This window comes from Romboutsia lituseburensis, assembly GCF_024723825.1.
GTDB lineage: Bacteria > Bacillota > Clostridia > Peptostreptococcales > Peptostreptococcaceae > Romboutsia_F > Romboutsia_F lituseburensis_A.
In genome coordinates this window covers 1,183,025-1,201,675 of record NZ_JANQBQ010000001.1, presented here as the reverse complement: position 1 = coordinate 1,201,675, position 18,651 = coordinate 1,183,025, and the positions used below count along the sequence as shown (strand labels likewise).

Annotated in this window: 20 protein-coding genes and 1 pseudogene; 17 read left to right on the top strand and 4 right to left on the bottom strand. The window is 27.2% G+C overall.

The window, feature by feature from the left end; all coding sequences use genetic code 11:
• Positions 1-51 precede the first annotated feature (51 nt).
• The 7 genes and pseudogenes from NWE74_RS05860 (at position 52) to NWE74_RS05830 (ending at position 7,037) form a co-directional block, all read left to right on the top strand.
• Positions 52-729, top strand: a complete 678-nt coding sequence (locus tag NWE74_RS05860) for a hypothetical protein (protein WP_258242296.1) — start codon at positions 52-54, stop codon at positions 727-729.
• Positions 730-1,266 (top strand): hypothetical protein, encoded by a 537-nt coding sequence (locus tag NWE74_RS05855; protein WP_258242295.1) that lies wholly within the window; start codon positions 730-732, stop codon positions 1,264-1,266.
• Between the two features lie 236 nt (positions 1,267-1,502).
• Positions 1,503-4,007: pseudogene (locus NWE74_RS05850) on the top strand (heavy metal translocating P-type ATPase).
• 81 nt (positions 4,008-4,088) lie between these two features.
• On the top strand, positions 4,089-4,607 hold the full coding sequence (locus tag NWE74_RS05845) for a VanZ family protein (protein WP_258242294.1): 519 nt from the start codon (positions 4,089-4,091) through the stop codon (positions 4,605-4,607).
• Positions 4,608-4,732: 125 nt separating this feature from the next.
• Positions 4,733-4,942: a cold-shock protein gene (locus NWE74_RS05840; protein ID WP_258242293.1), complete on the top strand. Its 210-nt coding sequence runs from the start codon at positions 4,733-4,735 to the stop codon at positions 4,940-4,942.
• 174 nt (positions 4,943-5,116) lie between these two features.
• On the top strand, positions 5,117-5,785 hold the full coding sequence (locus tag NWE74_RS05835; protein ID WP_258242292.1) for a response regulator transcription factor: 669 nt from the start codon (positions 5,117-5,119) through the stop codon (positions 5,783-5,785).
• Positions 5,769-7,037 (top strand): sensor histidine kinase, encoded by a 1,269-nt coding sequence (locus NWE74_RS05830; RefSeq protein ID WP_258242291.1) that lies wholly within the window; start codon positions 5,769-5,771, stop codon positions 7,035-7,037. Before NWE74_RS05835 ends, NWE74_RS05830 begins: the two co-directional genes overlap by 17 nt.
• A gap of 201 nt (positions 7,038-7,238) precedes the next feature.
• Here NWE74_RS05830 and NWE74_RS05825 read toward each other — a convergent pair whose 3' ends face one another.
• Positions 7,239-7,748 (bottom strand): permease, encoded by a 510-nt coding sequence (locus NWE74_RS05825; protein ID WP_330666311.1) that lies wholly within the window; start codon positions 7,746-7,748, stop codon positions 7,239-7,241.
• The gene (locus tag NWE74_RS05820; RefSeq protein WP_330666310.1) at positions 7,745-8,107 is read right to left on the bottom strand and encodes a hypothetical protein; all 363 of its coding nucleotides are present in this window, start codon (positions 8,105-8,107) and stop codon (positions 7,745-7,747) included. Before NWE74_RS05820 ends, NWE74_RS05825 begins: the two co-directional genes overlap by 4 nt.
• A 255-nt stretch (positions 8,108-8,362) precedes the next feature.
• Between NWE74_RS05820 and NWE74_RS05815 the strand changes: the two genes are divergently transcribed.
• The 3 genes from NWE74_RS05815 (at position 8,363) to nagE (ending at position 11,080) form a co-directional block, all read left to right on the top strand.
• Positions 8,363-8,590: a hypothetical protein gene (locus NWE74_RS05815; RefSeq protein WP_258242289.1), complete on the top strand. Its 228-nt coding sequence runs from the start codon at positions 8,363-8,365 to the stop codon at positions 8,588-8,590.
• A gap of 229 nt (positions 8,591-8,819) precedes the next feature.
• Entirely contained in the window at positions 8,820-9,308 is a 489-nt protein-coding gene (locus NWE74_RS05810; RefSeq protein ID WP_258242288.1) for a PTS sugar transporter subunit IIA, read from the top strand.
• A 338-nt stretch (positions 9,309-9,646) separates the two neighbouring features.
• Entirely contained in the window at positions 9,647-11,080 is a 1,434-nt protein-coding gene (gene nagE / locus NWE74_RS05805) for an N-acetylglucosamine-specific PTS transporter subunit IIBC (protein WP_258242287.1), read from the top strand.
• Positions 11,081-11,129: 49 nt separating this feature from the next.
• On the opposite strand, the gene NWE74_RS05800 is transcribed toward nagE, so the two are convergent.
• Positions 11,130-12,362: an LL-diaminopimelate aminotransferase gene (locus tag NWE74_RS05800; protein WP_258242286.1), complete on the bottom strand. Its 1,233-nt coding sequence runs from the start codon at positions 12,360-12,362 to the stop codon at positions 11,130-11,132.
• Between the two features lie 218 nt (positions 12,363-12,580).
• On the opposite strand from NWE74_RS05800, the gene NWE74_RS05795 reads away from it, so the two are divergent.
• The 4 genes from NWE74_RS05795 to amrA all read left to right on the top strand — a co-directional run bounded on the left by NWE74_RS05795 (position 12,581) and on the right by amrA (position 15,105).
• Positions 12,581-12,748, top strand: coding sequence for a hypothetical protein (locus NWE74_RS05795; RefSeq protein ID WP_258242285.1), 168 nt, complete (start codon positions 12,581-12,583; stop codon positions 12,746-12,748).
• Between the two features lie 68 nt (positions 12,749-12,816).
• Entirely contained in the window at positions 12,817-13,134 is a 318-nt protein-coding gene (gene trxA / locus NWE74_RS05790) for a thioredoxin (RefSeq protein ID WP_258244421.1), read from the top strand.
• 165 nt (positions 13,135-13,299) lie between these two features.
• Positions 13,300-13,521 carry a hypothetical protein gene (locus NWE74_RS05785; protein ID WP_258242284.1) on the top strand — a complete coding sequence of 74 codons (222 nt, stop codon included), beginning with the start codon at positions 13,300-13,302 and terminating at the stop codon, positions 13,519-13,521.
• Between the two features lie 177 nt (positions 13,522-13,698).
• Positions 13,699-15,105, top strand: a complete 1,407-nt coding sequence (amrA, locus tag NWE74_RS05780; RefSeq protein ID WP_258242283.1) for an AmmeMemoRadiSam system protein A — start codon at positions 13,699-13,701, stop codon at positions 15,103-15,105.
• Between the two features lie 100 nt (positions 15,106-15,205).
• Here amrA and NWE74_RS05775 read toward each other — a convergent pair whose 3' ends face one another.
• Positions 15,206-15,613 (bottom strand): RrF2 family transcriptional regulator, encoded by a 408-nt coding sequence (locus NWE74_RS05775; protein ID WP_258242282.1) that lies wholly within the window; start codon positions 15,611-15,613, stop codon positions 15,206-15,208.
• A 195-nt stretch (positions 15,614-15,808) separates the two neighbouring features.
• Between NWE74_RS05775 and NWE74_RS05770 the strand changes: the two genes are divergently transcribed.
• The 3 genes from NWE74_RS05770 (at position 15,809) to NWE74_RS05760 (ending at position 18,596) form a co-directional block, all read left to right on the top strand.
• Complete coding sequence (locus NWE74_RS05770; RefSeq protein ID WP_258242281.1) at positions 15,809-15,976, top strand: creatininase family protein; 168 nt, start codon at positions 15,809-15,811, stop codon at positions 15,974-15,976.
• A gap of 369 nt (positions 15,977-16,345) precedes the next feature.
• Positions 16,346-17,356: an aldehyde ferredoxin oxidoreductase N-terminal domain-containing protein gene (locus NWE74_RS05765; protein ID WP_258242280.1), complete on the top strand. Its 1,011-nt coding sequence runs from the start codon at positions 16,346-16,348 to the stop codon at positions 17,354-17,356.
• Positions 17,357-17,375: 19 nt separating this feature from the next.
• Positions 17,376-18,596: a molybdopterin molybdotransferase MoeA gene (locus tag NWE74_RS05760; RefSeq protein ID WP_258242279.1), complete on the top strand. Its 1,221-nt coding sequence runs from the start codon at positions 17,376-17,378 to the stop codon at positions 18,594-18,596.
• The last annotated feature ends 55 nt before the right edge of the window (positions 18,597-18,651 follow it).

Below are 18,651 nucleotides of genomic sequence, written 5' to 3'. Positions count from 1 at the left end.
GATGGTAAATAACTATCTACTTTTTTAAAGATAGAATAAGGGAGGGACATTATGGCAAATGAACTTATAGAACAAGAAAAAATTAAATATAAAAAAACATATTCAGATATGATGTTTGCTTGCGATGATTTAAGACAAATGCTAGATGAAAGTGAAATTAAAAAAAGAATATTTATATCTAAAGTGGATGAATTAAAGAATTATATGAATTTTTTAGATAAATTAGAAATTGAAAGTAAAATGGATAAGAATTTTTTTAAAAAACTAATCAATAAAGAAAAAAATATAGATAACAAAATACATGAGTATATGACAACTGATAAAAAAAATAACCTAAATAAACTTGAAAAATGTATAAACTGCAAGTGTAAGAATTGCGTAAGTGAATGTAGTATGAATGGATGCTTAAACTGTAGAGAAAAAGAATATGTATATGAATGTAACAAATTAAATGGTTTATTTACAAAAACAAGTGAAACAGTAACTCTTTATAACCAAGATGAAGAGTTTATATTTAATGTTGCTGGGTATTTAGTTGAAAAAGATACAGAAGGAAATTTTAATAGATATGTTTATTTAATAGATAGTAAAGACTATGATAATCAACATATATTAAAATATTCTAAGTTTAAAGGGGAAGAATATTATGATTCAGTTATTAATGATGATAATCAAGGTGAACTAGTAAGATTAAATGAAAAATTTATAAAATTAGGATTAAAAGTATAAATGAAAAATAAAAAGATAAAATTAATGCCCCTTTTAGCTTTAGTACTGTTTTTATCTATTTCATCATTTAATATATTTTTACTAGAAAATTCATATGCGCAAGGTAATATATTTTATTTGGCTGAAGCAGCTCCAAAATCAGGTGGATTCAGCTCGGGTGGAAGTAGTAAGAGTTTTTCAACTCCAAAATCCACAACTATAAAGCCAGATTCAGGTAGTTTTTCAACAAAGCCAAATAAAGGATTTAGTAATTCGCCTGGAAGTAGTATAAAACCAGATTCAGGAAGTTTCTCAACAAAACCAAATAACAATAATAAAACATATGATAATAAAAAATATAATACATATGATGACTATGACAACTATCCTAGAAAAAGTAGACCTATATCAGGAAATTTTTATGGATTTTCTAATCCATTTTATGGAATGATGTATGGATTTAGAACAAGTTCATGGATAATGAAAGTAGTAATGGCTATAACAGTTTTAGTGATTTTATATATAATCATAGATATAATAAGAAGCAGAAGGAGATAAAAGAATCCCCCCCTATAAGGAGTATACTTCATATAGGGGGGATTTTTACAATACCAATAAACTAGAAGTTTTTAAATTATAAACAATATTCTTATAAAAAACTATTTATTTAATAATAATATTATAGATAAGCAACATAGAAAATAAAAAAATCCTTGATTAAATAAAATAAATGATTTAATATACCCTTATAGGGTATTAATAAAATATCTTTTTAAAGAAAGGAGAAACCTTAAATGGATAATAATATAATAAAGCAAGGTTATAAAGTAACAGGTATGACTTGAGCCGCATGTGGGAATGCTGCCGAGAGGGCAGTAAAGAAACTTGACGGAGTGAAAAGTCAAAGTGTAAATATGGCTACCGAAAAAATTGAAATAGAATTTGATAGTAGCAAAGTAACGTTTGAGGATTTTAAAAGAGCTCTTCAAAAATCAGGATATGATTTAGTAGAAGATATAAATTATAAAAAAATAGATTTAAAAATAGGTGGTATGACTTGTGCAGCTTGTTCAAAAGCAGTAGAAAGAGTAGTTAAAAAACTAGATGGGATAGAAAATATAAATGTTAATATAGCTACAGAAAAAGCTACTATAAACTATGATCCATCAAAAGTTAGATTATCTCAAATAAAATCAAGCATAGCTAAAGCTGGATATGAGGTTTTACAAGAAAATAACAAAGAAAAAGAGATAGATGAAGATAAAATAAGAAAAGAAAAGGAAATGAAAACTTTATTTACAAAGTTTATCATAGCAATCGGATTTTCTATTCCTTTATTTTATATAGCAATGGGACCTATGATTTCAAAGCCTATAGGACCATGGCCAGTACCTATGGTTATAGATCCTATAAATAATCCTTTAAATTACGCATTAATACAGTTAGTTTTAGTAATACCAGTAATGCTTGCGGGATATAAATTTTATATAAATGGATTTAAAGCACTTATAGGGAGAAGTCCTAATATGGATTCTTTAGTTGCTATAGGTACATCAGCTGCATTTATATATAGTGTATATACAACAATTCAGATAACTAATGGCCAAGCTCATAGTGGACATGGTGGAGGACACCATCAACTATATTTTGAAAGTGCAGGTATAATAATAGCTTTAATATTACTTGGGAAATATTTAGAATCAAGATCAAAAGGTAAAACAAGCGAAGCTATAAAAAAGCTAATGGGGTTACAACCTAAAACAGCTATTATAATAAAAAATGATAAGGAGATGGAAATCCCTATTGAAGAAGTAGAAGTAGGAGATATTATAATAGTAAAGCCGGGAGGGAAAATACCTGTAGATGGTATAGTTGTACAGGGACATACTTCAGTAGATGAATCTATGCTTACAGGTGAAAGTATACCAGTAGAAAAAAATATTGGAGATAAAGTAACTGGGGCTAGTATAAATAAAAATGGAAACATAAAGTTTAAAGCGCAAAAAGTTGGTAGTGATACAGCACTTGCTCAGATAATAAAGTTAGTTGAAGATGCACAAGGAAAAAAAGCACCTATAGCTCAACTTGCAGATACTGTATCTGGATATTTTGTTCCAACGGTAATTTTAATATCCGTAGTAGCAGCATTTTTATGGTTTATAGTAGGAAATAAAGACTTAGAATTTGTACTTACAATTTTCATATCTGTGCTTGTAATAGCATGCCCATGTGCATTAGGTCTTGCAACACCTACAGCTATAATGGTTGGTACAGGCAAAGGTGCAGAGAATGGTATTTTAATAAAAGGCGGAGAAGCTCTAGAACTAGCTCATAAAGTGGATACAATAATATTTGATAAAACTGGAACTATAACAGAAGGTAAACCTACTGTTACTGAAATTATAGTAAATGAAAATATTTATGAAAATTATTTATTAAGTATAGCAGCAAGTGCAGAAAAAGGTTCAGAGCATCCATTAGGTGAAGCAATAGTAAAATATGCAGAATATAAACAAGTAGAATTTATGAAAGTTAATAAATTCAAAGCTATACCAGGCCATGGTATAGAAGTATCTATAGATAATAAAGAAATATTACTTGGAAATAAAAAGCTTATGGTAGACAGAAATATAAGTTTAAAAACTCTAGAAATAGAAAGTGATAAACTTGCTAGCAAAGGAAAAACACCTATGTATGTATCTATTGATAATAAAATTTCTGGCATAATAGCTGTAGCAGATATAGTTAAAGAAAGTAGCAAAGAAGCAATAGAAAAATTACATGATATGGGCATAAAGGTAGCAATGGTTACTGGAGATAATGAAAAAACTGCCCAGGCCATAGCTAAAGAAGTAGGTATAGATATAGTACTAGCAGATGTACTTCCTCAGGATAAATCAAATGAAGTTAAAAAACTTCAAAGTGAAGGTAGATTTGTAGCAATGGTAGGAGATGGAATAAATGATGCTCCAGCACTTGCTCAAGCTGATATAGGTATAGCTATAGGTAGTGGAACTGATGTAGCTATGGAATCTGCAGATTTAGTATTAATGAAAAGTGATTTAATAGATGTATGCAATGCTATAAAATTAAGTGATGAAACTATTAAAAATATAAAGCAAAACTTGTTCTGGGCATTTGGATACAATACTATAGGTATACCAATAGCTGCAGGTGTGTTATATATATTTGGTGGTCCATTATTAAATCCAATGTTTGCAGCAGCAGCAATGAGTTTAAGTTCTGTTTCAGTAGTAACTAACGCGCTTAGACTTAAAAATTTTAAAGCTTATAAATAGTATATGGATAATAAAATATAATACATTAAGTAGCGCATGTGATATAATCTATTAATATTAAACTTGAAAAGAGGTATTAATATGAAAAAAATTATAGGCCTTGTGCTACTTATTTTATGTATGGGATCGATGTATTATTTTTCTAGTCAAGATGGAACTAAATCATCAAGTCAATCAGGAAAGGCAGTACAAGTTATTGATAAGGTAAGAGATAAAGTTACACTAAATGATAGTAGATTAATTAGTGTAAAAGAAAAAGTTTTTGATAAATTAAAACAGTATGGAGATAAAGGATATATTGTAAGGAAAATAGCTCACTTTTCTATATATGCATGCATAGGTATAAGTATGGCTTACATAATATACTTATTTTCAAAAAGAGTTTTTATATCATCTACATTAGCATTTATGTTATCAATAATGTATGCTTATTATGATGAATATAGGCAACTATCTGTAGTTGGAAGAGTTGGTAGTATAAAAGATGTATTTATAGATTCTGCTGGAGCATTAACTGGAATTCTAGTATTTTGTATCTTAACAGTTGGATTAAATGGAATAAAATCATTGATTTTTAAAAATAGAGAATATAATGATTAAAATAAACTATCAAAATTGATAGCTTATTTTGATTTAGTATAAATTAACAAGAATTAGTTATCAAAAAAAATGAAATAATATTATCAAAACATGTTAAATATTAATAATTTATAGGAGAATAAAATATGGCAAATTATAATGGAGTAGTTAAGTGGTATAATGTAGTTAAAGGATATGGATTTATAACATCTGATAGTGGAGACGATGTTTTTGTTCATTTTTCTAATATCAAAGAAGAAGGCCCTAACAAAGATCTTCATGAAGGAGAAGAAGTTAGCTTCGATATAATACAAGCTGATAAAGGAATCGCAGCTATAAATGTTCACAAATTATAGTTAAGTAGAAATGGCATCTTAAAAATAGGTGTCATTTTTATTTGTATTAAAAGAAATATATTAAAAAATAAAATATTTGAATATTGAAATATAAATTCATAAAAAATTCATATATTAACAATTTATATATGATAAAATTAGATAGCATATAATTTTAAGATGGAGTTGATAAATATGAATGAGTCGATACTAGTTGTAGAAGATGACTTTGATATACAAGAACTTATAGTAGAATTTTTAAGCTCTCAGGGCTATAAAGTAGATTCTGCAAGTGATGGATTAGAAGGAATACAAAAATTTAAACAAAAAAAATATGATTTAATCATTTTAGATGTAATGATGCCTAATCTAGATGGTCATTCAGTATGCAAAATGATTAGAAAAAATTCTAATGTGCCCATAATATTTTTAACAGCACTAAATGACGAAACTGATCAGGTTAAAGGCTTTGAATTAGAATGTGATGATTATATAACAAAGCCTTTTTCGTTTAATTTACTTATAAAAAGAGTTGAAGCTGTGCTAAGAAGATCTTCAAAAATGACTAGCTGTGATTTTATTACATTTGAAAAGTTAAAATTAGATTTAAATACATATACAGTAAATGTAAATGATGAAGTTATTGAATTAACATTAAAAGAATTTAATATTTTAAAGACATTAATAGAAAAGTACCCTCAAGTTATAACTAGAGAGAGTTTATTGGACAGTATATGGGGATACGATTATTATGGAGATACAAGGATAGTTGATGCACATATAAAAAATATAAGAAAAAAAATAGTATTACCATATATAAAAACAGTAAAAGGGATAGGATACACACTTGAGAAAGATATTTAATAAATGGGAAAATCTAAATATAAAATATAAGTTATTTTCAATAACAACAGGGCTTTTATTAGTATTAGCTATAATAATATATTTAATATTATATTTTTTATTACCATCATACTATCATAAGTATAAAATAGGGCTATTAGAAGATAGCATAAAAAGTCTTACACAAGAATCTGTAAATTACTCAACTGCACAATTAGAAGAAAGACTTTTCCATTTGGCAAAAGATCAAAACCTTTCTGTATTATTAATTGATTCTAATGACAGAATCGTTTATGGTAAAAATGAATTTATAGTCTTGAAATATAGTAAATATGTAATAAATAGAAATACAAAAGAATTTCCTATAACTATTCCTATTTATACAAAAGACTCTATACTTCCATACAAATTAAATATTGTTATGCCACTTCAGCCTATAGATGAAGCTAGTGATGTCATTAGAACTTTAATGCCATACATAATCGCTGTAGCAATACTTATAGCTATGTTGGGTGCATACATTTACTCAGTTGTAATAACAAAACCACTTATTGATATTATAGAAAGTGAGAGAGAAGCTGAAAATAGGCGAAAAGATTTCGTAGCTACTATATCTCATGAACTAAAAACACCTATTACAATAATAAGTGGTCAGCTAGAGGGAATGATTTATAATATAGGTAAATATAAGGATAGAGATACTTATTTAAAAAAATCATATGAATCTACACAAGAACTAAAAGAATTAGTAAATGAGATGATAGAAGTTTCAAAGAGTGAAATACTAGAGCAAGATTTAGTTTTGAAGGACGTAAATTTAAGTGAATTATTAAAACGATTAGTAAAAAGACAACAGTTCTTAATAGATGAAAAACATATAGATACTGTTTTAAATATAGAAGAAAATTTATATATAAAATGTGATGAGGAAAGAATTTCAAAAGCTATAAATAATATAATAAATAATGCTATAAAATACTCACCAAATGATGAAAAAATTATAATAAGACTAAGCCAAAGTAGTTTAAAGGGGCATAAGAAAAGAAATAACTCTAAAACTTACTTAGAAATAGAAAATACGGGTGTAAATATAGATGAAAAATACTTAAGTGAAATATTTAAACCATTTTTTAGGATAGAAAAATCTAGATCTAGAAAAACAGGTGGAAGTGGCTTAGGATTATATTTAGTAGGCCAGATATTCAATAGTCATGGCTTTAGACATAACTTAAAAAATAAAAATAACTCTGTTATATTTACAGTAGAATTTTAATAAAATATTTCAAGTATCATTCACATTAAACTCACATTAAATTCACATACGAGGTGTATTCTATAAATATAGAAAGACTAGCTTAAAAAAAACCATAATATAATACCCTATTTGCAATGGCAACCCTCCCTCACATCCTCCTATAGAGTTGTCATTGCAAAGCTTTATCCCCCATATACTCCAAACTATGGGGGATATTTTTTATTTTTTTTTATTAACTAAATAATCTACTAGATATCCCATTATTATAACTCCAGGTATATCTATTAAAAGCCTAGTAATAGTAAATTTGTATCCTAGAGCTCCTATTTCAAAAAGAAGAGTAGAAAACTTTGTTACACACCATGCATTTAAAAATATTATTATATTAGAAAATTTAACACCTTTTTTTATTAGAACTGCAGTAAATGGAAAAGCAGCATACATTGGACCAGCAGCAAAAAAAGCAATTAAAAAAGCAAGTGCGATTCCTAAAATTCCAGAATTAGATCCCATATATTTTATAAAATATTCTCGTGGAACCCAAACATCTAAAAGGCCTAATAAAATCATTACAGGAGGTAATATAGATAACATTTGAAAAATATTTGATTTAGTACTATAAAAAATATCTAAACCTAAATTGTTATCAAAAATATATATAGCTATACAAATCAATAGACTTATTAAGAAATACTTATATCTATTTAATATGAATTTGATATTTATCACCCTAATACACCTCCAACAAAAAATGCTACAATAAAAGCAAATAAAAATGCAACTAAGTTACGATAGAATGTAGCTTTTTTACCAATATAAGTTGCTTCTAGAGAAAAAGTCAAAATGCCAACCATAGTCAGCGTAGATATTAAAGCAGCGACTTGAGCATACCCTGCTCCGTTTTTTAATAATGAATCACCTGTTGAAAATGCAACGAATGTTGGCATCATGGTCACAGAACCAACTATAGATGATAAACTAATACCGATAAAACCGGAATCTGGACCTATAAGTTTTGATATAGAGTTAGGGTCTGTTATAGATAATAAAAAGGCTACAATCATTATTATAAAAAGAAATTGAGGCATAATGTTTTCCCAGGACTTGAGGCCATTTTTTATAGCTAGTTTAGTTTTTTCTTTGTCTTTAAAAAACGATACTATTACGAGTAGTATGCAAAGTGAATAAATAATATACGATGTCACAAAAAATTCCCCCCTTTAGCTAATAATATATAATATGTAATGGTAAGAAAAAATGAAATTGATGATAGTAAATTTTGTTAAATAATTTTTACTTATTTTGCAAAATATAAGATATATATTAGTTAAGGAGGTTCTAAAATGAGCATGATGAAAAAGCAAATGGAAAATTTAAAAGGTGATTTACAAAAAGGAATGAAAAAAGCTGAATTTGTATTAAAAGACACTGCAGAAGACATTAAAGATGATGCAAAAGGTGTCATGATGAGCATGGAAATGAAAAAAGATGAAATGGTAGAAGAATATGAGCAAAAAAAATTTGCAAAAGATTTAAAACATCAAATGGAAAAAGAAGAAAAATATAAATAGACTAACAAAGATATAGGGATAAAACTCTATATCTTTATTAAGTTATATCATAAATTTTTACTACATAAAAATAAGTACACTAAATTAAGCAAAATAATAAATTTAAAAAATAAAATTAAATTTTATAAAAATATGTATTAAAAAAAATTATAAAATGTGTTAAACTACAACTAATAATTTATTTGAAAAAATAAAAACAGTTAAGTAGGTAGATAGGAGAATAATCGACATGGGAATATTTGATATGTTCAAGAAGAAGCAAGAAGAAAAGGGTATCATAGCACTAACAAATGGAGAGTTATTAGAAATAACAGAAGTTCCAGATGAAGTGTTTTCTAATAAAATAATGGGTGATGGATTTGCTATAAAATCAACTGATGGGATAATAGTATCTCCAGTAGATGGTACTGTAGAAATGGTTTTTGATACAAAGCATGCAGTCGGTTTAAAAGGTGATAATGGATTAGAAATATTGATACACTTAGGCGTAGATACTGTTAATTTAAAAGGTGAAGGTTTTGAAGTGTTTGTAAGCGCTGGAGATAAAGTATCTGCTGGTGATAAATTAATAAAAATGGATGTAGACTTTATACAAAAAAATGCGAAGTCAGACATAAGTCCGGTAATATTCACTAACTTAGAAGAAAATCAAAGTGTTAAAGTTATAACAGGAAAAGTTATAGCTAAAGAAGAAAATAGAATTGAGATATTAAAATAATAAAAAAGCTTTTAGTATAAAACTAAAAGCTTTTTTCATGTTATAAATTATTTGGTTTATAGGTAAGTTATAATACCAACTGATAGGCTTGGGAAATAGATCTGTTTTTTAAGTCGTTGGCGACAGAAGCGAAGCAACTTTTTTACCTCAAAAAAATAAAAATAAAAACTCTTGCAAAAGAAAACTATTTCCAGTAATGTATTGGTATAGACCATGCGGTATATACCAATATAAAAAATATAAACATTAATTTATAATATGAAAAGTATATTTTAGTTTATTTTACTTAATAAAGTAAGAATATATATCATAAAAATACAACAAAGGAGAGACAAATTATGCTTAAATTTTTACAACGTATAGGAAAGTCATTAGTACTACCTATAGCAGCTTTACCTATAGCAGGTATAATGCTTAGATTAGGTCAAGGTGACGTAATAGAAAAATTAAACTTTTTACCATTTTTAGCAAATATATTACCATACTTTGGTGCGGCTGGTTCAGCTATATTTGATAATTTACCAATGCTATTTGCAATAGGGGTAGCAGTTGGATTTTCAGATGATCAAAATGGTGCATCGGCACTTGCAGGTATCATATCTTATTTAACATTAACAAAAGTTACAGGACAATATTGGACAATGAACTTAACTCCTGAAATAGCCTCAACTTTAAATATATCTTTCTTGGGAGGTATATTAGCAGGTATTATAGGAGGATTATCTTATAATAAGTTTAGAGGAGTAAAATTGCCAGAGTTTTTAGCATTTTTTGGAGGAAGAAGAGCAGTGCCTATAATGGCAGGTCTTATATCAGTAATAATAGCTATACCACTTGGTATGGTATGGCCAACTATTCAAGATGCATTATCAAATGTATCTGCAGGAATAGCTGGAATGGGTGCAATAGGAGCAGCACTGTTTGCATTCTTTAACCGTTTATTATTACCACTAGGATTACACCATGTATTTAATTCATTCTTCTGGTTCCAATTAGGCGAATTTGGTGGTAAAACTGGAGATTTAAATAGATTCTTTGCCGGAGACCCTACAGCTGGACATTTTATGGCTGGATTCTTCCCAATAATGATGTTTGGATTACCTGCATTAGCACTTGCAATGTACTTTGCAGCTAAAAAAGAAAAAAGAACAGCAGTAGCAGGTATGTTTTTATCACTTGCACTTACATCATTTTTAACTGGAGTTACAGAACCAATAGAATTTTTATTCATATTCTTATCACCGGTGTTACTAGTAGCGCATGCTATACTTAGTGCAGCATCAATGTTTATAACAGACAGTTTAGGAATATTGCATGGATTTACATTCTCAGCAGGCGCAATTGATTATCTTATGAACTTTAATTTAGCTACTAAGCCAGCATTAATATTATTAATAGGATTAGGTATAGGGGCTGCATATTTTGTAGTATTCTACACTTTAATAGTTAAATTAGACTTGCCAACTCCTGGTAGAGAAGATGATGAAGATGTAGCTATTGGAAATAAAAATCAAAAAACTTCTGATGATGAACTTTACCTAAAATATATAGAATACTTAGGTGGAGAAGAAAATATAGTTAAAGTGGATAACTGTGCAACTCGTTTAAGACTAGATGTAGTAGATTCGGAAAAAATAAATGAAAAGGGGCTAAAATCTATAGGAGCAAAAGGCGTAGTTAAATTAAGTAAAACAGCAGCTCAGGTTATAGTTGGAACAACTGTAGAATTTGTGGCAGATGGAATAAAAAATAATCTAAAAAAATCTGCTTAATATAAATATATAATATAAAAGGTGAGTGAAAATACACTCACCTTTTATGTTAAAATTCTAAATTTAAATTTATAAATCTTTTTTTTATATCATTCATAATATTAATCTCATCTTCTGGTGTATTTGCATCATAGGTAACTGAAAATCTTAAAAAACCTCCACAATCATCCCATGGTACTGTAGAAATAAGAGAATTTGATAAAATATATAATGAAGCTTCTTCTGCATTTTTAAACTTAGCTCCATTTTTAATTCCTATAGGAATAGGAACATAAATATAAAAACCTGCTTTAGGCTTACTAGCTTTAAATCCTATTTCCTTTAAAGTTTTAGTAAGTAGATCAAGTCTTCTAGAATATCTTTCACGATTAGGGTCAACCAAACTATAGTTGTCAAGTGCATATGCACCTGCTAATTGAATAGCTCTAAATTGGCCAGAATCAGCATGAGATTTAATTGTAGAGTAAAGTTTAATAAATTTTTCATTACCTACTATAAATGCTAGTCTCCAGCCTGTCATATTAAATGATTTAGACATAGAGTGTATCTCGACGCAAACATCTATTGCTCCATCAATACTTAAGATACTTAGTGGTTTGTAATCATCATAAGTTAAATGACCATATGCGGCATCGGATATTATAAAAATATTATGTTTTTTAGCAAATTCAATAGCTTTTTTGTAAAATTCAATACTAGCAACTTGTCCTGTTGGATTATTAGGATAATTTAGATATAGTAATTTTGCTCTTTTTAAAATATCATTAGGTATATTATCTAAATCAGGATAGAAATTATAATCTTCACATAAAGGAAGATTATATATTTCTCCACCTAAAAATTTTGTATAGGTAGATAGCGTAGGATACGCAGGCTTAGGCATTAAACATATGTCATTAGTATTTATAAAGCAAAATGGAATCATAGCAAGTATTGATTTAGAGCCTATGCCATGCATAATATTATTTTTAGTTAAATTATTTAATCTGTATATATTTTTTAAATATTTACAAGCAGATTCTCTAAACTCATCAATTCCATTGTCAGCATAAAATCTATTTTCTTTTTTTCTAGCCTCAATGTTTAAAATATCAACTATAGATAAGTCGGCCATCTGATCAGGTTCTCCGACTCCCATATCAATAAGTTTTATATTTGGATTTTTTAAAGTGGTTTCTTTTGTTAATTGTTTTATTTTTTCGAATTTATATAGTTCATTACCTTCTTTAAAAAAGGATGAGCCACCTAATCTGTCAGATACTAAATTGTCCAAAAACTCCATTAAAAATCCCTCCAAAAAATTAGTATAATATATTGTATTAAATATTGAAGCAATAAGATACAATATATGATAATTTTTTATTAATAAATAAATTTTTATTTTTATAAAAGCTAAATTAGAAATAAATTAGACAAAAATAATATTAAAAATAGTAATTAATTAACACGTGTAAAATACTTAGTAAAGGAAAAAATAATTTTATCAGAAAGGGTGGTAGGATGAAAAAAAATTTAAGCGAAAATAATAAAAATGAATTAATACAAGAATTTGTAAATAAAATTCAAGGAACTATAAATAAAAAATCAAAAGTACAAGAAAGTCAAACTAATGATAAAAAAATGTCTAATAAGAGACAAGGCGCATCTATAAAAAATAATTTACATTAATAAAAATTAAATAATTAGAAAGGAGAATCTACTTAATCATTTTGAGTAGAATAAACTAAATGGAAAATATAGTTAGAGTTATGAATGACGAAGAATTTAATTCAAAAATTGAAAATGGATCTGGAATTGCAGTTGTAGATTTTTTTGCAACATGGTGTGGTCCTTGTAAAATGTTAGCACCTGTATTTGAAGAAGCTGCAAATGAGGTAGAATCAAAAGCTAATTTTGTAAAAATAGATATAGACCAAAGTATGGAACTAGCAAGAAAATATAGTGTTAGTACAGTTCCTACAATAATGATATTTAAAGATGGAAAGCCTGTAGAAACTTTAGTAGGATTTATGCCTAAAGAAAAATTAATGGAAAAAGTAAATATTCATTTATAAAAATAAGGAAAAAAGCATCTAGAAAAATCTAGATGCTTTTTTTGTTTTAACATAAAGTAAACTTTTGTGTAATTAAGAATAATAATGTAACAACAAAGGATATTTAAACATAAAATAATACAAAGGGTAGAATTATAAACAAAAAATATCAAGGAGTGAACATATATGGGAAATAAAGTAGAAAAGACAGTAAAAAAAGTAACTGATCCAGTAACGAATGTAGGAAAAGAAGTAGTAAATGGAGTTGGAAATGTTGCAAAAGAAGCTGTTAAAGGAACTATGAATGTAGGAAAAGAAGCTGTCAAAACTGGATACAATGTGGGTAAAGAAACATTAAATACAGGGTATAATGTAGGTAAAGCTGTTAAGGATAGTATAAAAAAATAAATAAATAAGTAATGTAGGATATCTATGTATAGATATCCTATATTATTTTTAATAAATAATAATAAATTTTCTATGTAATTGAGTAAATAAAGGCTAAATAGTTAAATATAAAATATATACAATTACATAGGATGACTATTGTTATAAAATACATATGAAAGTAAAAGGTGAGTATTTATGGATAAATTTTATTTAATGCCTCATCCACCTATTATGATAGATGCGATAGGCAAAGGACAAGAACAACAAATAATTAAAACTATAAATTCTTGTAAACAAATAAGTACAGAAATTAGTTGCATGGATATAGATACTATAATAATAATATCACCACATGGGTTAGTATTTAAAGATGGAATAGCAATTGTTGATAGTGACAAATTAGAGGGGGACTTAAGTAAGTTCGAATCGGGTGAAATAAAATTAGAAATGGATATAAACAGAGAATTAACAAGTGAAATAATAGAAAATTCAACTATTAAAGGTATAGGTATAGCTCCTCTTGATAAATATACATGTGTAAACTATGGAGCCACGCTAGAGTTAGACCATGGAGCTTTAATACCTCTTTACTATATAATACAGAATAAAAAGTATAATTTAGTGCATATAACATATGGTATGCTATCAAAGTTTGAGCTTTATAAATTTGGAATGATAATAAGTGAGAGTGTACAAAAATTAAAAAGTAAGGCGGTTTTAGTCGCATCAGGAGATTTATCTCACAGATTAAAAGAAGAAGGTCCGTATTCATATAGTCCTTATGGAAAGAAATTTGACACTGAATTTTTAGGTGCACTAGAATCAGGAAATATGAAAAACTTACTTGATATAAATTATGAACTAATAAAAGAAGCTGGAGAATGCGGATTAAGATCTATGTATATCTTAGCAGGAGCAATGGATGGAAAAGATATAGATGCAACGATTTTAAGTTATGAGGATACTTTTGGAGTAGGATACGGTGTTGTAAAATTTAACACAAAAAAGTCAGACAAGAAATTATCAGTAGAATTAGAAACAGATCAGGAACATAAAAGAATAGAGAAGCTTTCTAAAGGGGACTTATATACTCAGTTAGCAAGAAAAAGTTTGTACTATTATTATGACAAAGGACACTATTTAAAAGAGTCTGATGATTTACCACATGAAATGTTAAATGAAAGACGTGGTGTATTTGTTTCGTTAAAGAAAGAAGGGGAGTTAAAAGGATGTATAGGAACTATTGGTGCAATAACAGATAATGTAGCACAAGAAATAATAAGAAATGCAGTGAGTGCTGCGACACAAGACCATAGATTTTCAAAAGTATCAAAAGATGAATTAGGATATTTAGATATATCAGTAGACGTACTTTTTGAACCAGAGCCATGCACATTAAATGATCTAAATGTTTATGAATATGGAGTTATAGTAAGTACGCTAGATAAAAGAGGATTATTACTTCCAAATCTCGGCGGTATAAATAGTGTAGATGAGCAAATTAAAATAGCACTTCAAAAAGCTGGAATAAGTTATAATGAAGATTTTTTAATAGAAATGTTTAAAGTAGAAAGGCACAAAGAAAATAACCTAGAGGATTAAATCAAATCTGTATATTCAAAAAAATAATAAAAACATGGTTATGTTAATCATATATAAATTAAGTTAACCATGTTTTTACTGTAATATTATGCTTATAAATTTATATTTTATTATCTAAAACATCAGCTAAAGTATAATCATCAAAGACCTTCATAAAAGAATTAAGAGCATGACCGATTACACCTTTAAGTTTACACGAAGAACTGATATTACAAGTATTATTATTTTTAGAAAAACATTCAACCACACTTAAATTATCCTCTGTAATTTTAAGTAATTCACCGAGATTTATATCACAAGGATTTTTGCCCAGGCGAATACCACCATTTCGACCTTTTGTAGACTCTATATAACCTTCTGTAGCTAATTTATAAACTATTTTTTTTATATGATTATTAGATAAGTTTAAAGTTTTCGAAATCGAGTCTACTGTAAATGTATTATCAGGATTATTTCCAAGAAGTATTAAAATTCTAAATGCATAATCACTAAATTTTGATAATGTCATAAAAACCTCCACAAATATATAATATTTATATTATAACTTAAATTACTATATATTAACTATTAACTTATTATAAAAATCTATTCAATAAGGTCAATTAACAAATATTACGTTGCATTTAAATCATGATATAATTAATATACTAATATTTTCTTATAGATATTTGATAATATATATTTTTTTTAGGGAGGAATCAAAATGACTTTAATGGCAAATATGACATGGTATGAGTTTAATGATAAAAAAGATGAAGATGTAGTGATATTACCAATTGGTTCAGTAGAACAACATGGACCTCATTTACCTTTTATCTACGGATACTATAATATCAGAAGGATTTGCAGAACTTTTAGGGGAGCATATTAATGGAATAGTAATGCCTTCTATTAATTATGGATACAAATCACAGCCAGCATTTGGGGGAGGTCCTTTATTTCTTGGAACAAATGATTAAAATAGTTAAAAAAGAATTATTATAAAAATAAAAAGGACTGATATATCAGTCCTTTTTATTTTTATAATAATATAGAACAATATGACAAAGTACTATATTTATAGGATTGAAATACAGCATAAAAAAAATAAAATATATATAAGGTTAAAAACAAAATTAATATCAATGTATATATTGAGATAAACGATTTCATAAGACGTCGGTTTCTTTTAATATATTCCAAAAAAATACAAAATATTTATAAATTTAGTGCTATAATATACTATAAGGGGGGAAAGCTGATGAAAAAAATACTATATATAAACTTAAAAAATAAGAGAATAAAAGTAACGCATCAGTATGACGAATATAAAATCAATTTAAACGGTGACAATTTGGTATTTGAAGCGCCACCTCTAGCTGGATACGGAGTTGTAGGGTTAAATCGATTAAGTGTGTATGATAAAAATTCTTTATCGCAAAGTGGAAGTCATTTTGCACATTTTATGAAATGTAATGGATATGATTATTTAGTATTGGAAGGGGAAAGTCAAGAACCTGTATATGTATATATAGATAAAGATAATATAAGCATTAAAGATGCAAAGTACATATACAATGAAAGTTATGATGTTGTTAAGGAGTTATTAAAAAAGGAATTAGAAGAAGAAAAGATAGAAATAGCTGCAGTAGGAATGGCGGGGATTAATAAGGTAGATTTTGCAAAAATAATGTTTAGGAATAATAAATCATGTGGCAAAAATGGATTAGGAAAACTTATGGCAACAAAAAAATTAAAAGCTATAGTATTAAAAAGTCAAGAAAATTTAATTCCATATGATGAGGAAAAATTCAAAAGATATAATCAAATAATAGGGCAAAGGATAATAAATAAAAGTAATGTAAATTGGTATGATGAGAATAATTCTTGTTATGGATGCTGTTTAAATTGTAAAAGTAGCACTGTAAACAGAATACATGAACAAGGTTTTAGTATAGAAGAATCTAATAAAATAAATGAATTATCAAATTATTATGGTATGGATAGTTTAACACTAGCTCAAGGAATAAATACTTATAAAAAAACATTTGATACAGAAATTATTGATTTAAATTATTTTGTAGAAAATATAATAAAAAATTATGAATATTATAGACCATTATTCGTAAATGAAAATAGCAAAGTAAGAAAAATAAAAGATAGTGATGAAAAATTAGGTTTTTGCAAGCTATTATTACAAAAAAATATACTTACAGAAAAAGAAAAGAAATGCTTAATAAAGTGTATTTTAGGATTAAGTATGGCAATTTAACTTAATTAGGAGGGGAATTATGAAACTTTTTGATGTAGTAAATGTTGAAGACGCTTTAAGTATAATAAAAAGTACATTTATTCAGGATTTAAAAGTCGAGAGAGTTAATTTAATAGATAGTTTTAATAGATATTTAGCAAAGGATATAGTTTCAAATATTAATGTACCTCACTTTAGAAAATCAACAGTAGATGGATATGCAGTTCGTTTTGAAGATGTTATATCAGCAAGTGCATCAAACACTACAAATCTAAAACTACTAGGAGAAAGTCACATGGGTAAAGTCTGTAAATTTGATTTAGATGAAGATGAATGTGTATATGTTCCTACTGGTGCAATGATACCATCAAACGCTCAGGGTGTTATTATGATGGAGTATTGTGATAAATTAAATGATAAAGAAATCTATGTACAAAAGAATACTTCATTTAATGAAAATATCGTTGGAATAGGAGAGGATATAAAGGAAGATGAAATCCTTTATAAAAAAGGGCATTTAATAAATGAAAGAGACTTAGGAGTATTAGCAGGAGCAAATATAAAAGACATTTCAGTATATAAAGAATTAGTAGTTGGAATTATATCTACAGGAGATGAAATTCTTAACATAGAGGAAGATATAAAAGAGGCTAAGATTAAAGATATAAATGCATATATTTTATATGGTCAATTTAAAAAGATGAACTTAAATCCTAAAATTTATTCACCAGTAAAAGATAATTTAGAAGAGATTATTAGTTTAATGAATCACGCTATAAATGAATGCGATATCGTACTTATATCAGGTGGAAGTTCTGTAGGAAAAAAAGATGAAACACTAAAGGCTATAGAAAGCTTTAAAAATAGTAAAGTATTTGTTGAAGGAATAGCTTTAAAGCCAGGAAAACCAACCATTATATCAAGTGTAGAGAATAAGTTAGTGGTAGGTCTTCCAGGGCACCCTTTATCATGTGCTTTTGTAGTTGAATCATTAATTAGGCCTTATATAAATTCAATATTTGAATGTAAAGAAGATAAATACATAGTTTGTGAGTTTGAGTATAACTATCACAAATCAAAGGGTAGGGAAGAAGTTTTAGCTGTAAATATAAAAAATGAAAATAATAAGGTTATATGTATGCCGATATTTTCAAAGTCAAGTACGATTAAACAGTTTGCTAAATGTGATGGATATATAAGAATAAATAGAGAACTAGAAGGGGTAAATAAAGGTGATTTAGTTAAAGTTTGTTTATTTTAAAAATTAATAAATTATAAAAAGTTGTATGTTTTAAATAAAAGCATACAACTAATTA